We start from the raw sequence: 21,551 nt of genomic DNA, 5'->3' as shown, positions 1-21,551 counted from the left end.
ACCCAGCGACAGTCGACGCTGAGCGGAGATTACCCGTTGTTCGACAAAACAGCGGTTTGGCATAAAAAAAAAACCGATGAATTAGCAAAAAGTTTTATAAATGGTGGACCGGCTAAAAATCCACGAAGAGTTCTATTAATGAATTTTCGAATGAACGCGCTCTGCCCAATGATGAATAGATTCCTGTTCCAACAAGGACTTATTTGTTGAGGCTGTCTTGGGATGAGGAATGCGTTTGAAATCACTGCCAAAAGTCGTTTTGAGAAATGATGTGGGCCAATTAAGCGAGCACTTCAATAGTTGGATTTCAAGGTGTTTTAACTGTCGATCCCAGTCAAACGTTGAGATCTGTTGTTTCAGTAACAGTGTTGATAATCGGTTAATGTTATCCGAAGTATCAACTTCAATTAAAGCGAAGAATAACCCTTCATGGTTGATAAGATGAAAGTCTAAGCAACGTGGATTGCCATCTGTGAGCAAATGCTTAGAAAAACCTTTTATATTAGGAAGCTTTCGAATTACTCGTCGTATATGTATGTATTTTTGTTTATTTACTAGCTGGTCGACCATTTGCTTAAAGGCATTAAATTTAGGAGCATAAAGGTGAGCATCATTGCTATTGTCCTCAAGCCCATCATAATCAGCGGATTGCAGAGTTCCCAGTATATTTGATTCATCAGTACTAACTTCTAGAACTGTTTCATTTATTGACTTTTTTGAATCTTTTGCCTGACCTGCTGCAAATTGACCGTACTTCTTGTCGCTGAGAGTTGTGCGGAAAGGATTTGCAAATTCAAATGTTACCTTTGGAATATCAATTCGCATTTCTGATTTATCAGAATTAGGCTCTTGATCATCGTCGACGACTACTTGAGGATTGGAAGATGAATTTGGTCGCACCGCATGCCTTTGTCCGGGTTCCTTTTCAGTGAAAAGGGGATCATGGAAAACAACCAATTCGGGGCAGTCGCATGAGAGATTAGCAATTTCGTGAATCTCGTAGACAAAAAAAGCCTTCGATTTCTTATCATAATGTCCATTAATCTTCAGCTTAACCTTTTCGAGCTTTGGAGGATCAAATCGAAAACACCAGGTGCGATAACTTTCAGCGTCGTTACCACCCTGGAGTTGATAGCGAGCAATACTTTCGAACGATTTTCGTGCATCACTATCAAGTAATATCCAAGCCAAGACACGTCTAAGTGCATGATCTTTTCTTACAAAAGATGGAAGTGTACAGCTTTGCAAAATATTCACTTTTACTTCTTTATGATTTATACACTCAACTCCGAAATCCTGAGCGAGACCTCCAGGAATAAGCGATAATCTAACAAAATTTGCATGATGGTAAAACAGAACCCTCGCGAGCTCTATTTGTGGCGAGTAGTACCTTACTTCATCATGATCAAATACGAAGCACCATTGGTTCAAGACTTCATTAATTTTAATGTTTTTTATATGGCAATATTTTATTGTTTCTGATTTCCATGTGAAAGAGTTGTTTATGTTAATTATCCTTCTGTTACCTTCTAGAGATATATTCAAAGGATTTAATGTCCTATGTCTCGCAAGCACCGGAATCTGTGAAATTTTAAGATATTTTTTTTGTTGGACGGGTTCTAGATTTATATTAATATACCATTCTGATCTGCCTTTGTAACAAAATAATGATCCAATACTGATTATTCTGCTATTACTTTCTATATCTTTGATATACATGTCACAAATCCAAAATGTTTAAGTAATGTTTTGATGCTTCTGTTAATCTTTCTTTACTCAGTTTTGCTTTTCTTAGTAAACGCCAAAGAGGTGGTGTATCAAATTGTTGTTGTAATTCTTGAAATGAATTTCGCAACCTTCTAATCTGATAACCTTCAACGCTTTCCACATGGTCATCCAAAAAAGCTTCTGAAAGTGGCATGCGGTTAAGATTTTTTTGAAATGTTGTGGATAAACCTGCCAACTTGTGAAAATATGCTTTAGAGCGTCTTGGTCCATCTGCGCTGCCATCCAGAGAGGCAGTTACTTGACGAAGGACCTGTAAATACTCTTGATCTCTAGCATTCCAGTCAACTTTACGTCTTAATGCAAAGCCAGACCGATCGTCAGCGTGACAAGCATTAACTTCCAATAACCAAGGCAGGTGGCTTCGATAAAGCCTGCCGTAAAGGGCTGGCGAAATTTTTCTAGCTTTTGTGGGTGAATGAAACGATAAAAGTCGTTGCCAGTTTTCTTGGTCTGGGGCAAGATCCAATTTTATAGATTGAGTTTTCTGAAATGACGGTAGTCGTTTTTTAACAAGATATTGTTGAACTTGATCGAGAACGTTGTCGATGCACCATGATTCGCCAACAATTGCCTGGTTCACCACGATATGTTGAAGATAGCTGAAACATTTTCTATGTTTGCGAAATATTGATCGCAACCAATCTGTTTCATTATCGTCTGACTCAGTGGGCGTGAGGTTATATTTTGCCAGCCAATCAATTGGCCAAGCCCGTAGTACTTTTTCTTTAACAGCATGATGTCTAATGTGTCCGTTCCCACGGTTAAAACCATATTGGAAAGCTAGATCCTTATAATAGGTCGTCCATTGTTCATAAGAAGCGGATGGTCGAATGGAGCGTTCAAGTAATTGCTGTACTTGTATTGATATCCACGTGGAGGTGGATGCGCATTGATTTTGTGGAACTTGAGGACAATATTCTGGTGCTGCAGCAATGAACCTATGACGTTCTGCATTTGATCGTAACAATTGAGTGTTGATCAAATAGCCGTGCTTTGAACATGACTCTATCCCTGGTACTTGCCAACCTCGTATCCAATAATATTCTCCATGTTCATTATTTTGTGCCAAAATGCAGCGTGGACAATAGCGAATGTATCGAGGAACTTTAATTCGGGACGCTGTAACTCCTAATGCCAAATGTACTGCACCTTGAGATTTTTTACGCATCCACTCCAGGCATCGCTTACGGCGTTCTTCAGGAACAAATGGTGCATAAATTGGAAAAAGTGTGTGGTTGTATATTATTTCTTCGGCACTATATTTTTTTGGTAGTAAACGAGATACTGCTGAAAGATGATTGGGTAAATCAATTGTGGCAATTATTCCACGCGACTGAAATATTTCATCCAGCAGCTCTTTTGGACTTGTTATACCTTGTCGAATACCAGCTCTGGCAATGGTGCTGTAAATTAGCTCCTCTGGATATGGTACGGGGAAATTCAGCACTTCTAAGCCATGGAACGAAGCCAATTTTCAGTGTCAAAGAAAATGCCTTCACGATTTAAGGAATCCTGGAATTTATCTTCGGTATCAGCCTGAGACCGTAGAAAGCGTAGATCTCGTGAATCCAAAGTATGCCAATCTTTCATTTTGATTATTTTGGCCTTCGGCTTCGGCGTCACTTTCTTAATATCACCATCTTGACTCCATTTAATAACCAACATCGTCCAGTCCTTCATTGTCAGGCCAGGATGTTCATTTAGTGCTCGATTTATCAGAGGCTCCAGTAAATCTGATTCAAAGCCCATGTCAACAAGCAAATTATGTAGTCTTATCGCTTTATCATTTCCTTGGTATTTTGGAAGTTTATTAGTTTTCTCCTGTTTTGATTGCAGCAACTTACTAAATTCCAAAATTTTTATATCCACATCAGGAATTGTCAGGTCTGAAAAGCGTGCTATCTTCGAGATATCCCCTGAGCGTAAAGCATTAATCATAGGGTGGATAGGTTTGAGTTCGTCCTCGTACACCTTTTGAATTAAATCAGGGGTAATCCGTTCAATACCGGTTACAATAGCTCGTATCTGAGACAGGACAAACAATTTAATGACGATGTCCATGATACCTTGGGAAAGGTCATACCAAGTATCGCGGATATCATTCGTTATATCGTTTGCCTTGGTAAGCCACTGGTATTTCCACAGGCAGGTGGTGAAAGCTCCCCATTCTGTTTGAGACACATCCTCATCCGATGAAGGTTTGCTTAGCGGTTCCCATAAAATTGATCCAAACCCTGCTCCTCGGCGTGCAGATCGTAAATCCATCTCAAAAATTGGACTTGCCTTAGGAGTACCAACCATCACAATGGGAACAGAGATCTCGTTTACCAGCGTGACAAAAAAGTTGAGCATTCGCTCTGCGCCACCCGAGTTCTTGACATTTAAATGTTGAATTTCATCAATGACCAAAAGACCAATCGCATGCGTATTTGCGATTTGCGCCATCAATGCGATAAGTGTTTCAACGCTGTGCCTTTTTTGTACATATCTGCGAACATAGTTTGTAGACATGATCGAATCAATTTCTCTGAAAAAGTTGTGACACAAGCTTTTCAAAGAACCGTCATGGGGACAGTCAATCTTGAGGAAAACAATCTGTATAAAATTATATTTTTCATGATAGATCATTTTGGGATATGTGGCGAGGATTCGATTCAGTGAAACTGTTTTTCCCGATCCCGAACAACCAATAAGAACCATGCTTTTTGCGGTGGACTGAACATGTTCAAAACGATAAACGCTGAGATTTCCTTGCTGTATACGTTCGTACCCATTCTGAATGTGAGAATTCAAAAGTCCGGTTGCGAGATTCCGGCCAACATATCCTTGGCGAAGCATAATTGAGAGTTTTAATTCCAGATGAACATGACGTGATAATGGCTGGAAGAAGCTATCCAATAATTGAGATATCACATGAATTCGTGTTTGCTTGGCGAGGTAGATGTCTGTTGGATTGAATTCTATATTGCTGGCCAATCCTAATCTCAGTTTTTGTACGTCCAAAATTGGAGGCAATGCTTCAATAAGCGGGTTTCCTTGGTACCTACTAATCTCAGTTTCATGATAAACTGCATTAACCATCCCTTCCGGTAGCGTCATTCTTTATCTCCAAAAAGTTCATCGAGGAAATCTGGAATTGCACAATCTTCAGGTTGTTCATGTAAATTGGTGACGGTGGCTTTTGATTTAGACCCTGAAGTTTTTTTTGCCGATTGGCGTTGTTGCCGCTCAAGATCGCGGGCTTCTTGTCGGTTATTTCCAATGCCAGTAAGTGTTTCCGTTTTGGATTCTCCGATATGGGGAGGGCGTGATTTCTCTGCCTTTTTTATAGTTTCCTGGATTATGTTTTCTAGGTTTCTTTTGCTATTCTGCTCCTGGATTTTCCAAGTTGCTGTTACTTTTCGGAGTTGCTTCTGACTTTCCCATAACTCCCACATTGATCGACCCCTGTATTCTCTTGAGCGATCCGTCAGGTAGCAGTCCCAGTAATCGGGTTTGCTTTTATCCGGGAAAAAATAAATGTGATCCGCAATCCCAGGGTCATAAGCCGCCATGAATGGGCCAGGCCTCTGTTGTCTCGTTCGATTTAGCCAGCCTGAAGTCATTAGTTCTTTGCAGGTGTAAAAAACACCAAAACATTGGATACCAAGGTCTGAAATGGTTACTTTTTGTCGGGGAAGCAAGGCAAGTCTCAAGGCAGTTTCAGACACATTCCTCAGGCGTCCGCTCCGATGCTGGATTCCCCATTGCCAAATGCGAATTGGTACAGCTGGAAGATTGCTAGGCATATCAGGTTCGCGATCATACTTAGTCAGGACGGAGTACAGGTTTCGGTGCAGGATTGAGCCGATAATGATTTTCGTAAAATCCTGAATGGTTAGCGTCGCATCTAGTCGATAATCCTTGCCGCCTCTTTTTTTTATGGTTGTTCCTGTAACAACGCCGGGGGCGTATGGTTTAAAATCTGCTTGAATCGTTCGAAAGCATCTCTCAACTATGCCTTTGGCATCGCCGCGATAGGGAGGAGCAGTCTCAATTCTCACACCAAATGCCTGCTCAAGATATTCTATCTGATGGCCAAGTAACTCGCCGCGATCTGCCAGGATTGCATCTGGTAAACCAATGCAAGGCCAGTCTTCGGATGCTATATCGTACCCATATGATTTGCATATTTTAGATTTATCTGTCATTGCATTGACTAGGGCCAACATAGCTGTTGCGTAAGATGGATTCTCAAGCCCAACATAAAAACCGGCTATCATTCTGCTGAAAACATCAACAACAACGTACAATATTGGGCGGCCAATGATTTTTTGCCTGTCCGAAGATAGTAGGTATATGTCTGCAATGGTAGCATCAATTTCGTATCGTGCACCAGGTCCATGGGTGTTGACTGTTGCTGTGCTTTGCAGTGGTCTTATATCTTTGTTATAATTAATTTTATTTGACTTAAGGCGGATGCGTTCTGAACGAATGTATTCTCTTTCATAAAAGTATCGCAATTGACCAATTGTAGGATATTCCTCTTTAGGGATATTAGGATTATTGGATTCATACATATCCATGAAACGGCGGTGAGCGTAGCCTATAGGAATGTTTTTCTCTGTGAGGTAATAACGATCAAGAACGATACGGAAAAATCGCTCAATAACAGCATCAATTATGGACCCTTCCCCTGGTGAGATACTTCTAGGCCGTCCCAATTTTTTCCCGGAGTTTGAACGTTTTTTCCCCTTACCTCCAGAATTATCGTAATCCGGAAGTAGGGCGTTAGGAGTCGATCCACGTTGCCAGTACTGCCGAAGATAAGAATATATGGATTTTTTAGCGATTCCGGTTTTGTTAACGACCTGCTGAACCAATGGCCCTCTGCCTGTTCTATTGTAAATATCCGGATTGTGTATCAGATCATTTATGATCGACAGGCGCTTGTCCCGAATTTTCTGAGAAACTGTTCCTTGCTCCGGCAGTTGAGTAACAAGATGTTTATAAGGGTCATCCACTTTTTTCAGGGATTCTGATAGGATTGCGGCCTCCACCTCCGATGCAGATATGTATTCTGGAAAAGAATGAATTGAATCGATATTGATCAATACATACCCTTCTTCAGTGGAGTTCAGAACCCGATGCCGTACCTCACCGTACATAAGTACATCATTGATTTGCAGCATAACGATTCCGCAAATGGTGGAAGTCTGAAGATGCTTGTAAATCTCCCACAATCAAAGATCTCCAAGGACTTGCAATATTGAACAGGAAAACCCTCAATGCCATCAACGATCAAATTTTTTGCAGAGATTCACCGTTTTCAAGCGAATATGCTTGATCCAGCATCATTGCAGCCTGAGAAATTTTTACTGCTGGATTTTTGTGGAAGAAATTCATGTATAGAGGAGCCATCTCGAGCAGATCTTCAATTTCAAGCATAAGTTGTGAGGGATAAAGCCAAGAAATATTTTCTGTCACGGACTTAGGTATTTGTTTTTCTGTCAACAAATACCAAGGGACTTTATGCTTCTTCCAATATTGACGCTCAATTTCAAGTTTTTCAATGACTCTCGGATTGAAGAGATCAGACGATGTTTTGACTTGTATCGCAAATTTCGGAAGTTCTGCCCTGTTGGTATCCACAAGAAAATCCGTCGTCATCACCTGCACTTGCCCCCGAAATTCTGGGTGACGGATGCAAGATTTTTTTGCGATCTCTAAGGTATCGTCGAGTGCGAGAGGGTATTGTTCTCGAAGGTCTGTTACGACTGGATTCCAGTCGAACAAAAAAAAGGCTTTGAGTTCAAGATCAGAGAGTAAATGGTGGGTACGTTGTGTTTGGAATCCCCAGACACGATGGGACCTGCCAGAAGAAGGCAGGTCCCTTACCGTTAGCCAAGGCTGGTAGTCTTTTCCGGTGCCCTGCCCACGTCCCTGTTTTATCCATTTGGAAGAACGGGAATCGAAATTGATAATTGTCATGCTCCGAACCTTTGAAAATCACGTGTTCAAACTCGGAACAAAGTTACCAACTTTATTTTAAAGTTACAATCTTTATTTTTCAGTTACCAACTTTATTTTGCTCCCACAACTTCAATAAATAATTCTTCCGCCTTCACTCCACCGTCACGCTCTTGGCCAAATTGCGGGGCTGGTCCACGTCCTTGCCCAGGTAGACGGCCATCTCGTAGGCGAAGAGCTGCAGGGCTGGCAGGGCCAGAAAGGTGTTCAGGGGGCCGTAAACCTGGGGGATCTCCCAGGCGTGGTCCACGTTAAGGTCGAATCCGGACTGGCACAAGGCGATGACCCGACCGTTGCGGGCCTGGACTTCCACCAGATTGGAAACGACCTTGGGCAGCAGGGCGTCGTTCAGGGCTAGGGCGAAGGTGGGAAATTCCGGCTCGATCAGGGCGATGGGGCCGTGTTTCATTTCTCCGGCTGCGTAGCCTTCGGCGTGGATGTAGGAAATTTCCTTGAGTTTCAAGGCGCCTTCCAGAGCCAGAGGGTAGGCCGGCCCTCGGCCGAGGTAGAAAAAGCTACGTGCCGTGCTGTATTCCGGGGCCAGTTCCTGGGCCTTGCCGCGCAAGCGGGGCAGTTCGGCCTCCAGGATTTGGGGCAGGCCGAACAGCCCGGTGATGATCGACGTTTCCACTTCCCGGGACAGTGTCCCTTTGCGGCGGCCCCAGTAGAGGGCCAGTAAGGTCAACAGGACGAGCTGGCTGCACATGGCCTTGGTGGAGGCCACGCTGATTTCCGGCCCGGCCTGGGTGTAAATCACGCCGTCCGCGTCCCGGGCCACGCTGGATCCCACCACGTTGCACAGTCCGAGGACGGGCACGCCGTGTTCCTTGGCCAGGCGCATCCCGGCAAGGGTGTCCGCGGTTTCCCCGGACTGACTGATGGCCAGGACGAGGTCGTTCGGCATGAAAAGCGGATTCCGGTACCGGAATTCCGAGGCGATTTCCACGCGAACCGGGATTTTCGCCCAGGACTCCAGCAGATGTTGGCCCCATAGCCCGGCATGATAGGACGTGCCGCAGGCCACGATCTGGATCTGAGCCGGGATGGGCATATCGTCCAACTCCGGCAGGGCCACGGACAAGGCCTTGGCGTCCACGCGTCCGGCCAGGCAATTGCCGATCACTGCGGGCTGCTCGAAGATTTCCTTGAGCATGAAGTGGCGGTAGCCGCCTTTTTGCGCGGCCTGGAAGTCCCAGGTGATGTGGTGGACTTGCTTTTCCAGGGGGGAAAGGGTGGCGGTGTCGAAGACCTGCCAGGAAAAGGGATCCAGTTCCACCAGTTCGCCGTCCTCCAGGAAGACGACGTCACGGGTGTAGCTCAGAAACGCCGGAATGTCCGAGGCCACGAAGTTTTCTCCCACGCCCACGCCCAGCAACAGCGGGCTGGATTTGCGGGCCGCCCAGATTCGATTCGGTTCGTCCAGGTTGAGCAGGGCCGCGGCATAGGTGCCTTCAACCTGGGCAAGAGCCCGGCTGAACGCCTCGCGTAGGGAGATGTCGGCTGTCCACAACTCGGCAACGAGTTGGACCAGTACTTCGGAGTCCGTATCCGAGAAAAACGTGCGCCCTTTGCCTTTGAGCATTTCCCGCAGCGATTGGTAGTTCTCGATGATCCCGTTATGCACCAAGGCCAAACGGCCTTTCGGGTCACGATGGGGATGGGCGTTGCGCTCCACGGGCAGGCCGTGGGTCGCCCATCGGGTATGGCCCAGGGCCGTGGTGGCGTGAAACATGTCCTGGCCGTTGAGACGGGTTTCCAGCTCGCACAGCTTGCCTTCGGCCCGGATGACGTGCAGCTCGTCATGCTGCGCAAAGGCCACGCCCGCGGAATCGTAGCCGCGGTACTCCAGACGCTTCAGTCCTTCCACGATGATGGGCACGGCAGGCCTGTGCCCCGCATAACCGATGATTCCGCACATGATTGATGATCCTCTCTCGATGCTCTTGCTGATGAACGGGAATTGGTCGTCTTTAGCCTCTGTACCGCGAAAAGTCACCTTGGGTCATACGAAGAGCATAACTGGGAAAAGGGCCCACGCGAAGCCGCGAAGTCGCGAAGTCGCGAAGATGAGGCAAGTTTTTTTCGCGTCTTGGCGTGAGCCCAGCCCAGCGCGACGCGTTCACGGCCTTGCTCCCGGCATCGTGCTCATGTAGGTAGTAACCGCTTGGCGACTTGGCTCACATCGCCCACCGGCTCGTTCTTGATATCCTTGTTCGTCCGCCTCTCCGCAAGTCCATCCTGAACCGTGAACCCCTGAATCTCCAACCACACAACCTATGCCGACAAGCCTTTTTTCCACACTCAGCGCCTATCGGGATCTCGTGGTCAACCTCAGCGCCCGGGAACTCAAAGGCCGGTACAGCGGCACGGTGCTCGGTTTTTTCTGGAGCATCCTCAACCCGCTGTTCATGGCCATCATCTACATGGTTTTTCTCCGGCTCTTGATCGGTCGGGGAGTGCCCACGGAAGACATCTTGATCGGGGTTTTCGCCTGGCAATATACCGGGCAAGCCGTGTTCGGCGGACAGAACTGCATCAGCGGCAACGCCAACCTGGTAAAAAAAGTCAGCTTTCCGCGCGTCCTGCTGCCCATGTCCTTCACCGCTGGTAACCTGATTCATTTCCTGCTGACCCTGGGGGTCCAGCTCGTGCTGCTGACCGGCATTTTGCTCTGGAAAGGGAGCATGCTCAGTATGTGGGTCGTGCTGCTGCCCCTGCTGGTAGCTTACCACAGTTTATTCAACTTGGCGCTGACATTTTTGGTGTCCACCTCGCACGTGTATTTCCGGGACACCAACCATATCGTGAGCATCGCGATGAGCGCCTGGTTCTTCATGACCCCGGTCATGTACAACCTGTCCTTCATTGACCGCTTCATGGAGCGCGCTCCCTGGGCCTGGAATCTGTATCTGCTCAACCCCATGGCCGGAATCGTCACCGCCTACCGCGCTCTGCAGATTCCGGAGAGCACCTTTCCCTGGTCTTGGCCCATGGTCGTCGGGCTGGCCCTGCCCATACCGCTGTTGATCATCTCCTACCGGTTGTTTCAGCGCTATCAGAAGTATTTTTCCGACCTTGTATAGAGGAGCGGAACAAAGACGCCTTTTTAGAAGAGTGAACCCATATGGCCGGAAAGTGGGCGGAGCAATTCCGCGTCGCGACCTACTCCATCTCCTGGAACCTGCTCCTGATCACCATGGGGGCCTTGATCGTCGCTTTCGGGGCCAAGGCCATCGTCGTTCCCCAGGAATTCATCAGCGGTGGAGTGACCGGGGTCGGTTTGATTCTGAGTTACGTGGTCGGCGTGTTTCCCCCTGGCGTATGGCTGCTGATCCTGAACATCCCCATTTTCATTCTCGGCTGGATCTACGTCAGCAAAAGGTTTTTCTTCTACAGCCTGTACGGCATGTTGCTTCTCAGCCTGGGACTCGACACCATTCCATGGACCCTGGTCATCAAGGACACTCTGCTGGCCGCGTTGACGGCCGGGGCGATCATGGGGGCTGGCGCGGGCATCGCCCTGCGGTCCCTGGGTTCCCTAGGCGGGCTAGACGTCATCTCGGTCTTCATGAGTCAACGCTTCAATCTCGGGATCGGGAAGTTTTCCTTCGGCTTCAACCTGGTCCTGTTCTCAGGCAGCCTGTTCTTCATCGGCCTGGAGCACGTGCTGTACTCGGTGTTTCTGGTTTTCGTCCACGCCATGGTCATGGACTACTTCCTGGGCATGTTCAACCAGCGCAAGATGGTGCTGGTGATCTCGGAAAAGCCCGATGAACTGGCCAAGGCCATCCTGACCACCATCAACCGGGGTTCGACCTTTCTTTACGGTCGCGGCGCCTACACCGGCAAACGCAAGAAAATTCTGTTGACCGTGGTCACCAGCCTGCAGCTCAAACGCCTGGAAGAAATCATCTTCACCATCGACCCAAAAGCCTTCACCATTGAAGAGAACACCTTGAACGTGCTCGGTCAGGGTTTTTCCCGGCGCAAGGTGTATTGACGCGGACGATGCGAAAGGCATTTCAGCTCTTTCACTTTTCGCACTAAGCATGTCAATCAGGGTTGACGTTTTTCTAGAACGTCAACCCTAGTTGCGTTGCCCCCTGCCTTGGCCTTTCTGGTCCAAGCACTCTCCTTTGACAACCAAGGCTGACAGTCCTGGTTGGCCCCCTTCTCTTTGCCTTTTGGCATTCTCTTTTATTCCAGTGTATTATATCGCTTCGTGTCCATGGCACCTTTTGTGCTGAAGGTAGAGCATGGACGACAAGACCATTCTCCTCGTTGATGATGAACTCAGGGTTCGCTTCACCCTGGCTTTGATTCTCAAGCATCACGGATTCCAGGTGCTGGAAGCGGAGAGCGGCGTAGAAGCTTTGCGGGTCTTGGCGGAAGGGGCGGAGCACGCTCAAAGCGTGGACCTGGTTCTAACCGACATCATGATGCTCGGCATGGACGGTCTGGAACTCGTCAGAATCCTCAAACAGTCTGGCAACCCGGTAAAACTGCTGGTCATGACCGGATATGGCGACAGGGAGACCGTATCCCGGCTCATGGCGATGGGGGTGCGCGGCGTGATCCATAAACCGTTTGACGGCGAACAGTTGATAGCCGCGATTCGTTCCGTCCTGGCGGAATGTTGATATGGTTTGGTTGGGATCGCGAACAGGTTTGGCGCGGTGAATAATCCGTTTTGGACCGGGAAGCTCTAATTATTCCATAGCAAAAGGGGGAAGCCATGCAGCTACGCGAATCGGGTCAAGAAAAAGACAGTGATCTCCTGCAACTGGTCACGTTCCACATCGGTGATGAGGAATTCGGGGTGGAAATCCTCAAAGTTCAGGAGATTATCCGGATGATGGGCATCACCAGGGTGCCCAAGGCTCCGGATTTCGTGGAAGGGGTGATCAACCTGCGGGGCAAGGTCATCCCGATCATCGATCTGCGCAAACGTTTCGGCATGGCCGGCCAGGAGCACGACAAGCACACCCGGATCATCGTCATCGAAATCAACGCCGTGATTGTCGGCTTCGTGGTGGATTCGGTGTCCGAGGTGCTGCGCATTCCGGCCAACACCGTGGAACCGCCGCCGCCGATCATTTCCGGGATCGAGTCGGAATACATTCGAGGGGTGGGGAAACTGGCGGATCGGCTGTTGATCCTGTTGGACCTGGATAACCTGTTGAGCAAGGGCGAACAAGGCATGCTGACAAGTATTTAGTACACGGACCCATCATAAAAACGAAGGAGATGAAACATGAAGAACATACCTATTGGAATCAAACTGCTCGGTGGCTTTTTGACTTTGCTGCTCCTGGTCTGCGGCGGGCTGGGATACATTGCCTACGACCGGGCTTCCCGCGCTGTGGTCGGCCAGGTGGAGGAAAACATTCCGCTGATGGCAGAGGATGGAGCCAAGCTTGTCAGGAGTCAACTAGATTATCACATTTTGGCTATTGAAGGAATTGCCAACCGCCATGTGATCCGCTCCATGGAATGGATGCAGCAGCGGCCTGCCCTGGAGAATGAGACCGCCAGGTTGAACTATTTGGGCATGGGGATCATCTCCCCGAACGGCTTGGCCCGCTATCCGGACGGGACCACGGCGGAGCTGGGGGACAGGGCGTATTTTCAAGATGCCATGGCAGGCCGGACGGTCTTTTCCAACGTGATCATCAGCCGAGTGACCAATCAACCGGTGCTGATCCTGGCCACCCCAATCAGGGGAGACCGGGGGCAGGTTCAGGCCGTGCTCATGGCCCGTCTGGACGCCACGCTACTCAGTGAGATCACGGACGAGATCGGATACGGTGCAGCGGGATATGCCTATATCATCGACGAAAGAGGGGCCTTGGTCGCCCACGGCAACAGGCAGTTCGTGCTGGACCAGCGCAACTTCATCGAAGAAGCCAGGACGGATGCCCAGTTCGCCCGGTTGGCGGCCATGTTCCAACGCATGGTCCGGGGCGAGTCCGGGTTTGACGCATATCCGTTCATGGGGACGGACCGTTTTTTTGGGTTCGCACCTATTTCCGGAACGGGCTGGTCCATTGCCGTGGGGGCCATGCAGGACGACGTGCTGGCTCCGGTGTATCAATTGCGCTGGGCCGTGGCCATCGCTTCCCTGGTGTTCTTTGGTTTGGGCATCATCATCGCGCTGCTGGTCAGCCGCACCATCACCGGCCCGGTAAGCCGTCTGATGAGCTATGCCGACGCCGTGGCCAAGGGTGACTTGCAGGCCCGGTCCGGCATTGATCAAAAAGATGAGATTGGGCGTTTGAATCTGAGCATTCAGAGCATGGTTCAGTCCTTGATCGAGAAGATGAAGGAGGCCGAGCATCAATCCGAGTTGGCCCGGCAAGAGACGGAAAAGGCTCAGGTCGCCACGCGGGAGGCCGAGGAAGCCCGAGCCCAGGCCGAGACGGCCAAGCGCGATGGGATGCTTGAGGCCGCGGCCAATATAGAGGGTGTGGTGGAGCGGATGACCTCGGCCTCCGAGGAATTGTCGGCTCAGGTAGAAGAGGCCAGTCGTGGCGCGGAGGAGCAGACCAGCCGCACCGGGGAAACGGCTACGGCCATGGAAGAGATGAACGCCACGGTGCTGGAAGTGGCCAAGAACGCCTCCCAGGCCGCCGAGGCCTCGGATCAGGCCCGGACCAAGGCCGTGGACGGCGCCAAGGTGGTCAGCGCCTCGGTGGCGGCCATTAACACGGTGCAGGCAAAGGCTCAGGAAATGAAGAGCAACCTGGACCAGCTCGGACGCCAGGCCGAGCAGATCGGGCGGATCATGAACGTGATCGAGGACATCGCGGACCAGACCAACTTGCTGGCTCTGAATGCGGCCATCGAGGCGGCCCGGGCCGGGGATGCGGGACGCGGGTTCGCCGTGGTGGCCGACGAGGTACGCAAGCTGGCTGAGAAGACCATGAACGCCACCAAGGAAGTGGGCGAGGCTATCTCCGCCATTCAGCAAGGTACTCAGGCCAATATCCGGGGCATGGACCAGTCCGTGGGAGCTATCGAAGACGCCACTAAGCTGGCCAACCAGTCCGGGGACGCGCTGCGGGAAATCCTGGCCCTGGCCGAACAGGCCGCGGACCAGGTCCGCTCCATCGCCACGGCCGCGGAACAACAGTCCGCCACCAGCGAGGAGATCAACCGGGGCGTGGAGGACATCAACCGCATCTCCTCGGAAACCAGCGAGGTCATGAATCAGTCGGCCCAGGCCATCTCCGAACTGGCCAGGCAGGCCGTGGAGCTGCAAGAGGTGGTGCAGCGGATGAAGCAGGGCTGAGCCAAGCCGGGGTTCGCGGTTTATCACTCGCTGCGTGATGTGAGATCGTCTCTCCGTATTGGCGTCGGTTTTTATAGCCATGTAGCGAATGGGCATTGCCTTTTCCGAAAACGACATGACGACTCAACCAGGATAGGAGACGGATCGTGCTGCATCGGATTTGCCTTACTTTGAATAGAGACGGTCAAGGTCTTTTTTCGGAAGCAAGGATAAATACAACCAAATGGGGGAGCCATGCGACAACACGAATCTGCCCGTGAAAAGGACAGTAATCTTCTCCAACTGGTCACGTTCAATATCGGAAATGAGGAATTCGGTGTGGAGATCCTCAAGGTCCAGGAGATCATCCGCATGTTGGGCATCACCCGGGTGCCCAAGGCCCCGGATTTCGTGGAGGGCGTGATCAACCTGCGGGGCAAGGTCATTCCGATCATCGATCTGCGCAAGCGTTTCGGCATGCCCGGGCAGGAGCACGACAAGCACACCCGGATCATCGTCATCGAAATCAACGCCGTCATCATCGGCTTCGTGGTGGATTCGGTGTCCGAGGTGCTGCGTATTCCAGTCAATACCGTGGAACCGCCGCCGCCGATCATCTCCGGGATCGAGTCCGAGTATATCCGGGGAGTGGGAAAGCTGGCGGATCGACTGCTGATCCTTCTGGATCTGGACAACCTGCTGAGCAAGGGCGAACAAGGCATGTTGTCGGGACTATGACTATAATCCTTGCCACTACAGCGAAACGTCATGGTTTCATTAGCAAGGCGCCCAGTATATGACCCATGAAGCACGCGAAAAAGCACGGAAATGCCTGACTGAGTGTTTAAAAAGTCTTTGTCCGGCAATCCATTCAAAGAACAAGTGCAAGGAGTAAAAAATTCAATGTCGAAACGTAATTTTTCATACGTGAGAGTTTGAACTTTTTGCAGCGACGCAGCAATTGGGAGTTTTTCTACGGACTGCTAAGGGCAGGGACGTCTCGGCCGCTGATTCCGTGAAAGCTTCGTTGCAGTGTAAAAAAAGGAGAAAGCCATGTTGAAAAAACTTTTGAACATGAACATCGCGGCAAAGATGATTTGTCTTCTGGTCCTGGTCATCCTGTTGTTTTTGGGAGTCGTGTTGCTGTACTTTATACCCACCGTGGAACGCGAGCTGCTCATAGATCGTAAGGCGGGGCTCAAGTCAATCGTGGAAGTGTCCTACTCCTTGCTGGAGGAGTATGAGCAACGCGCCAAGGACGGGGAGTTCTCCAGGCAGGAGGCCCAGGAACGTGCCATGACGCGGATCAGGCAAATGCGCTATGGAAATAATGACTATCTTTGGATCAACGACGATACCTTGCCTTACCCGCGGATGATCATGCATCCGACTGTCCCGGCCTTGGATGGAAAAATTCTAGATGAGCAGCGCTTTGCCTGTGCCACGCGCTTGGAATTCGGCGTCGGGGGGCGGGTCCAAACCATTCCCGGAAGGGACAAGAACCTGTTTCAGGCCTTTGTCGAAGTGATCAAGCAATCCGGCGAGGGCTTCGTGACCTATGATTGGCCCAGGCCCACCAGGGACGGCGCGAGCACGGAACTATTTTCCAAGGAGTCTTACGTCGCGTTGTATCAACCCTGGGGATGGGTGATCGGCACGGGGGTGTATATCGACGATATTCAGGCCCAGGTTGCGAGGTTGCGTTGGGCCATGCTGGCCGTGACGGGCGGGATTATGGCCGTGGTGATGGTGCTCGCCGTATTCATCGTTTCCTCCATCACCCGTCCCGTGAACGCCTTGGTCCGTTATGCGGAGGCAGTGTCCCAGGGCGACCTTGGCGCTGATTTACAGGGCCGTTTTGCCGCGGAAACCGGACGTTTGAAGACGGCCATCACGAAAATGGTCCATGAGTTGAAGGAGGTTATCGGCCAAGCTGAAGCCAAGACACGCGAAGCCGAACAAAAGGCTCACGAGGCCAACCTGGCCACGGAAGAAGCCAACCAAGCGAAACTGCGGGCCGAGACGGCCAAGCGCGACGGCATGCTCCAGGCCGCAACCAATATCGAGGCCGTGGTGGAGCGGATGACCTCCGCTTCGGAGGAACTCTCGGCCCAGGTGGAAGAGGCCAGCCGGGGCGCTGAGGAGCAAAAGAACCGTACCGCCGAGACGGCCACGGCCATGGAGGAAATGAACGCCACGGTGCTGGAAGTTGCCAGGAACGCCTCCCAGGCCGCCGAAGCCTCGGATCAGGCCCGGACCAAAGCCAAAGACGGCGCGAAAGTGGTCAGTGCCTCGGTGGAGGCCATCAACACGGTGCAGGCCAAGGCCCAGGAGATGAAAGGCAATCTAGACCAGCTCGGTCGCCAAGCCGAGCAGATCGGTCGGATCATGACCGTGATCGAGGATATCGCGGACCAGACCAACCTCCTGGCCCTGAACGCGGCCATCGAGGCGGCCCGGGCCGGGGATGCGGGCCGCGGGTTTGCCGTGGTGGCCGACGAGGTCCGCAAGCTGGCCGAGAAGACCATGAACGCCACCAAGGAAGTGGGCGAGGCCATCTCCGCTATTCAGCAAGGCACCCAGGCCAATATTCGGGGCATGGACCAGTCCGTGAGCGCCATTGAGGATGCCACCAGGCTGGCCAACCAGTCCGGGGACGCACTACGGGAAATCCTGTCTCTGGCCGAACAGGCCGCGGATCAGGTCCGGTCCATCGCCACGGCCGCGGAACAGCAGTCCGCCACCAGCGAGGAGATCAACCGCGGGGTGGAGGATATCAGCCGGATCTCCTCGGAAACAAGCGTAGTTATGGATCAGTCGGCCCAGGCCGTGTCCGAACTGTCCAGGCAGGCCGTTGAATTGCAGGAGGTGGTGCAGCGAATGAAGCAGGGCTGAGCCGGGGGGAGACAAGAGACGAACAGGGGCACTACGTGCCACTGTACGACGAAACTCGCCCTGGCGCACACCAGGGCGGGTTTCGTGTTTGATTCTGCATCGGATATGCGGCCTGCCGCAGGGGCGGGGTTGAAACCCGCCCCTATCCCGGAACCTGAATCCGTGACGAAATTCGGGCGCACCCCCTCAGCAGTAGTTTTTTACGACCACTGGGACCGGGAGGTGAAGTATCCAGGTTCTTCACATTCTCAACGGCGAACAGTTGATAGCCGCGATTCGTTTCGTCCTGGAGGAACGTTGAATGGTTGGAGCCGCGAACCGCATCGACGCAGGGTGTAGCCTGGTTTATGCTCGAAAAAACAAATAACTCGGCATTTAAGGGGTGGCATGCAAATCCACGAATCGGATCAAAAAAAAGACAGCAATCTCCTGCAACTGGTCACGTTCAACATCGGCGACGAGGAGTTCGGGGTGGAGATTCTCAAGGTCCAGGAGATTATCCGGATGATGAGCATCACCAGGGTGCCCAAGGCTCCGGATTTCGTGGAAGGGGTGATCAACCTGCGGGGGAAGGTCATCCCGATCATTGATCTGCGCAAGCGTTTCGGCATGGCCGGGCAGGAGCACGACAAGCACACCCGGATCATCGTCATCGAAATCAACGCCGTGATCATCGGCTTCGTGGTGGATTCGGTCTCCGAGGTGCTGCGCATTCCGGCGAACACCGTGGAGCCGCCACCGCCGATCATCTCCGGAATCGAGTCGGAATACATCCGAGGGGTGGGGAAGTTGGCGAACCGGCTGTTGATCCTGTTGGATCTGGACAACCTGTTGAGCAAGAGCGAGCAAGGCATGCTGTCGAGTATTTAGGAGTGGGGAGCAAGAACGAAAACGAAGGAGAGAAAACATGAGGAACATTCCCATTGGGATCAAGCTGATCGGCGGTTTTTTAGCTTTGCTGATCCTGGTCTGTGGCGGGCTGGGATACATCGCCTACGACCGGTCTTCTCGTGCTGTTATAGCTCAAGTGCAGGAAAACATTCCCCTGATGGCCGAGGACGGGGCGAAACTGGTCAGAAGTCGGCTGGATTATTACCTTGTGGCCATGGAGGGCATTGCCAACCGGCATGTCATCCGTTCCATGGACTGGAACCAGCAGCAACCGGCTCTGATTGCCGAGGTGGAACGCATGGGGTTTCAGCAGATGGGCGTGGCTACCCCGGACGGCAATGCGCCGCTGCATGACGGGAGCAGGGCTAATATTGCCGACAGGGAGTATTTCAAGCAGGCCATGGCGGGCAATACGGTCATGTCCAGCGTGATCATTCACCGCATCCTGAACAAGCCGATCATGGTCGCGGCCGCGCCGATCCGGGGCGACCGGGGGCAGGTTCGCGGCATTGTGTTCGCCGTTCTGGACGCGACGCTGCTCAGCGAGATTACGGATGACATCAGGTACGGCGAGCGGGGATATTCTTATATCATCGACGACAAAGGCGCTCTGATAGCCCATGGCGACAGGCAGTTCGTGCTGGATCAGCGCAATTATCTCGAGGAAGGCCGGACCAATCCCGACTTCGCCATGGTCTCCGCCATGTTTCAGCGCATGGTCCGAGGAGAACACGGTTTTGACGCATACCCATTTTTCGGGACGGACCGCTACTTCGGGTTCGCGCCCATTCCCGGAACGGGCTGGTCCATTGCCGTGGGGGCCATGCAGGATGACGTTTTGGCACCGGTGTATCAGATGCGCCAGACCATCGGTATCGCGTCATTGGGCATCTTCGGCCTGGGCATTGTCATCGCTCTGTTGATCAGCCGGGCCATTACGGGCCCCGTCTCGCGGTTGAAGAAGTTCGCCGAGGCCATGGCAATCGGCAACCTGGATCATCAACCGGATATCTCCCAAAAAGACGAAATCGGCGCCCTGGCGGATTCGCTGGGCAGCGTCAGGACCAGCATCCTGGACCTGATCACCGAGGTGAAAACCTCATCGGACAAGATCAGCCATGGTCATCTCAGCTATCTGATCGACAGTAAAAAGTTTCAGGGCAGCTACAAGATCCTCGCGGAAGACATCAATCAAGCGACGCACGTTCTTGCCGCGTACCTGGACGAGCACCCCATGGCGGCGATGACCATCGACAACGACTGCAATATCCTGTGGATGAACAAAAAGGGAACCTCCGCGTGCAAGGAAAAGCCGGTAGGCAGAAATTGCAAGTCGGTCTTTGAAATGGAGGGGTGCGGATCAGAGAATTGCGCCACCAAAAAGTGCATGAGCACGGGGAAGGTGGAGCATGCGGAAGCGGAACTCGAGATTGACGGCCAGCCCGCCTATCTCGCCTATACCAGCAGCCCGATCATAAACAGGAGCGGCGCTGTTGTCGGCGCTCTTGAAGTGCAGGCGGATCTGACGGAAATCAAGAACGCCGAGAAAACGATGCTCAAGGCGGCTGAGGACGCCTTGTCCGTGGCCAACCGGCTCTCCTCCACGTCCGAGGAATTGTCGGCCCAGGTGGAAGAGGCCAGCCGGGGCGCGGAGGAGCAGACCAACCGCACCGGGGAAACAGCCACGGCCATGGAAGAGATGAACGCCACTGTGTTGGAAGTGGCCAAAAACGCCTCCGATGCCGCCGAGGCCTCGGATATGGCCCGGACCAAGGCCGTGGACGGGGCCAAGGTGGTCAGCGATTCGGTGGAAGCCATCAACACGGTGCAGGCTCAGGCCCAGGATATGAAGAACAACCTGGACCAGCTCGGACGTCAGGCTGACCAGATCGGGCGGATCATGAACGTGATCGAGGACATCGCGGACCAGACCAATTTACTGGCCCTGAACGCGGCCATTGAGGCGGCCCGGGCCGGGGATGCGGGGCGCGGATTCGCCGTGGTCGCCGATGAGGTCCGCAAGCTGGCCGAGAAGACCATGAACGCCACCAAGGAAGTGGGCGAGGCCATCTCCGCCATTCAGCAAGGCACCCAGGCCAATATCCGGGGTATGGACCAGTCCGTGGGTGCCATCGAGGACGCCACCAGACTGGCCAATCAGTCCGGGGAGGCGCTGCGGGAAATCCTGGCCTTGGCCGAACAGGCCGCGGATCAGGTCCGGTCCATCGCCACGGCCGCGGAACAGCAGTCCGCCACCAGCGAGGAGATCAACCGCGGGGTGGAGGACATCAACCGCATCTCATCTGAAACCAGCGAGGTCATGAACCAGTCCGCCCAGGCCATCTCCGAATTGGCCAGGCAGGCCGTGGAACTGCAGGAACTGGTTCACCAGCTCAAGAAGGATTGATCCGGGATAATCTGGAAGCAGCCAAGGGCGATGCGTGCCGCTGTTTAACGAGACCCGGCTTGGTGCGCACCAAGCCGGGTTTTGTGTTTGATGCGCGGCACTTTTTGAGATGATCGGTCAACGGAATCCATGTTTTTTTCCCAGTGCGGCGAAGTAGTTACAGGTGGGTTCTTGCCTTTAGTATGGATTGGCCGTGCGGACGCGGACCTTTCGGGCTTGATGAATACTGCCCCTGAAGAGAACGGACATATCGGGCATGGCGGCGGAATGCGGGGTGTGTAGCGAGCGTCG

15 protein-coding genes are annotated in these 21,551 nt (G+C 52.1%); 9 read left to right on the top strand and 6 right to left on the bottom strand.

From position 1 onward, the window contains the following. Positions 1–135: 135 nt before the first annotated feature. From C6366_RS06745 to glmS, 6 genes are all read right to left on the bottom strand, one after another. On the bottom strand, positions 136–1,719 hold the full coding sequence (locus C6366_RS06745) for a Tn7-like element transposition protein TnsE (protein ID WP_107736575.1): 1,584 nt from the start codon (positions 1,717–1,719) through the stop codon (positions 136–138). A gap of 1 nt (position 1,720) precedes the next feature. Then, positions 1,721–3,259 (bottom strand): TnsD family Tn7-like transposition protein, encoded by a 1,539-nt coding sequence (locus tag C6366_RS06740; protein ID WP_199221449.1) that lies wholly within the window; start codon positions 3,257–3,259, stop codon positions 1,721–1,723. After that, the gene (locus tag C6366_RS06735) at positions 3,238–4,887 is read right to left on the bottom strand and encodes an AAA family ATPase (RefSeq protein WP_107736573.1); all 1,650 of its coding nucleotides are present in this window, start codon (positions 4,885–4,887) and stop codon (positions 3,238–3,240) included. The genes C6366_RS06740 and C6366_RS06735 overlap by 22 nt, the downstream gene beginning before the upstream one ends. Beyond that, positions 4,884–6,959 (bottom strand): DDE-type integrase/transposase/recombinase, encoded by a 2,076-nt coding sequence (locus tag C6366_RS06730; protein ID WP_107736572.1) that lies wholly within the window; start codon positions 6,957–6,959, stop codon positions 4,884–4,886. Before C6366_RS06730 ends, C6366_RS06735 begins: the two co-directional genes overlap by 4 nt. A 109-nt stretch (positions 6,960–7,068) precedes the next feature. Further along, positions 7,069–7,758 (bottom strand): TnsA endonuclease N-terminal domain-containing protein, encoded by a 690-nt coding sequence (locus tag C6366_RS06725; RefSeq protein ID WP_199221448.1) that lies wholly within the window; start codon positions 7,756–7,758, stop codon positions 7,069–7,071. A 133-nt stretch (positions 7,759–7,891) separates the two neighbouring features. Beyond that, positions 7,892–9,715: a glutamine--fructose-6-phosphate transaminase (isomerizing) gene (gene glmS / locus C6366_RS06720; protein WP_107736571.1), complete on the bottom strand. Its 1,824-nt coding sequence runs from the start codon at positions 9,713–9,715 to the stop codon at positions 7,892–7,894. 358 nt (positions 9,716–10,073) lie between these two features. Here glmS and C6366_RS06710 point away from each other — a divergent pair, with 358 nt between their 5' ends. The 9 genes from C6366_RS06710 to C6366_RS06670 all read left to right on the top strand — a co-directional run bounded on the left by C6366_RS06710 (position 10,074) and on the right by C6366_RS06670 (position 21,260). Further along, entirely contained in the window at positions 10,074–10,880 is an 807-nt protein-coding gene (locus tag C6366_RS06710; RefSeq protein ID WP_107736569.1) for an ABC transporter permease, read from the top strand. 41 nt (positions 10,881–10,921) lie between these two features. After that, positions 10,922–11,797, top strand: a complete 876-nt coding sequence (locus tag C6366_RS06705; RefSeq protein WP_107736568.1) for a YitT family protein — start codon at positions 10,922–10,924, stop codon at positions 11,795–11,797. Between the two features lie 256 nt (positions 11,798–12,053). After that, complete coding sequence (locus C6366_RS06700) at positions 12,054–12,437, top strand: response regulator (RefSeq protein ID WP_107736567.1); 384 nt, start codon at positions 12,054–12,056, stop codon at positions 12,435–12,437. Positions 12,438–12,532: 95 nt separating this feature from the next. Further along, positions 12,533–13,015: a chemotaxis protein CheW gene (locus C6366_RS06695; protein ID WP_107736566.1), complete on the top strand. Its 483-nt coding sequence runs from the start codon at positions 12,533–12,535 to the stop codon at positions 13,013–13,015. A gap of 36 nt (positions 13,016–13,051) precedes the next feature. Further along, positions 13,052–15,088 carry a methyl-accepting chemotaxis protein gene (locus tag C6366_RS06690; RefSeq protein WP_107736565.1) on the top strand — a complete coding sequence of 679 codons (2,037 nt, stop codon included), beginning with the start codon at positions 13,052–13,054 and terminating at the stop codon, positions 15,086–15,088. Between the two features lie 234 nt (positions 15,089–15,322). Next, complete coding sequence (locus C6366_RS06685; protein WP_107736564.1) at positions 15,323–15,805, top strand: chemotaxis protein CheW; 483 nt, start codon at positions 15,323–15,325, stop codon at positions 15,803–15,805. 315 nt (positions 15,806–16,120) lie between these two features. After that, the gene (locus tag C6366_RS06680) at positions 16,121–17,962 is read left to right on the top strand and encodes a methyl-accepting chemotaxis protein (RefSeq protein ID WP_107736563.1); all 1,842 of its coding nucleotides are present in this window, start codon (positions 16,121–16,123) and stop codon (positions 17,960–17,962) included. Between the two features lie 393 nt (positions 17,963–18,355). After that, positions 18,356–18,832 (top strand): chemotaxis protein CheW, encoded by a 477-nt coding sequence (locus tag C6366_RS06675; protein WP_107736623.1) that lies wholly within the window; start codon positions 18,356–18,358, stop codon positions 18,830–18,832. 37 nt (positions 18,833–18,869) lie between these two features. After that, entirely contained in the window at positions 18,870–21,260 is a 2,391-nt protein-coding gene (locus C6366_RS06670) for a methyl-accepting chemotaxis protein (RefSeq protein WP_107736562.1), read from the top strand. Positions 21,261–21,551 lie beyond the last annotated feature (291 nt).

This window comes from Desulfonatronum sp. SC1, assembly GCF_003046795.1.
GTDB lineage: Bacteria > Desulfobacterota > Desulfovibrionia > Desulfovibrionales > Desulfonatronaceae > Desulfonatronum.
The sequence above is the reverse complement of the archived record's forward strand: the minus strand, read 5'-3'. Positions and strand labels throughout refer to the sequence as shown.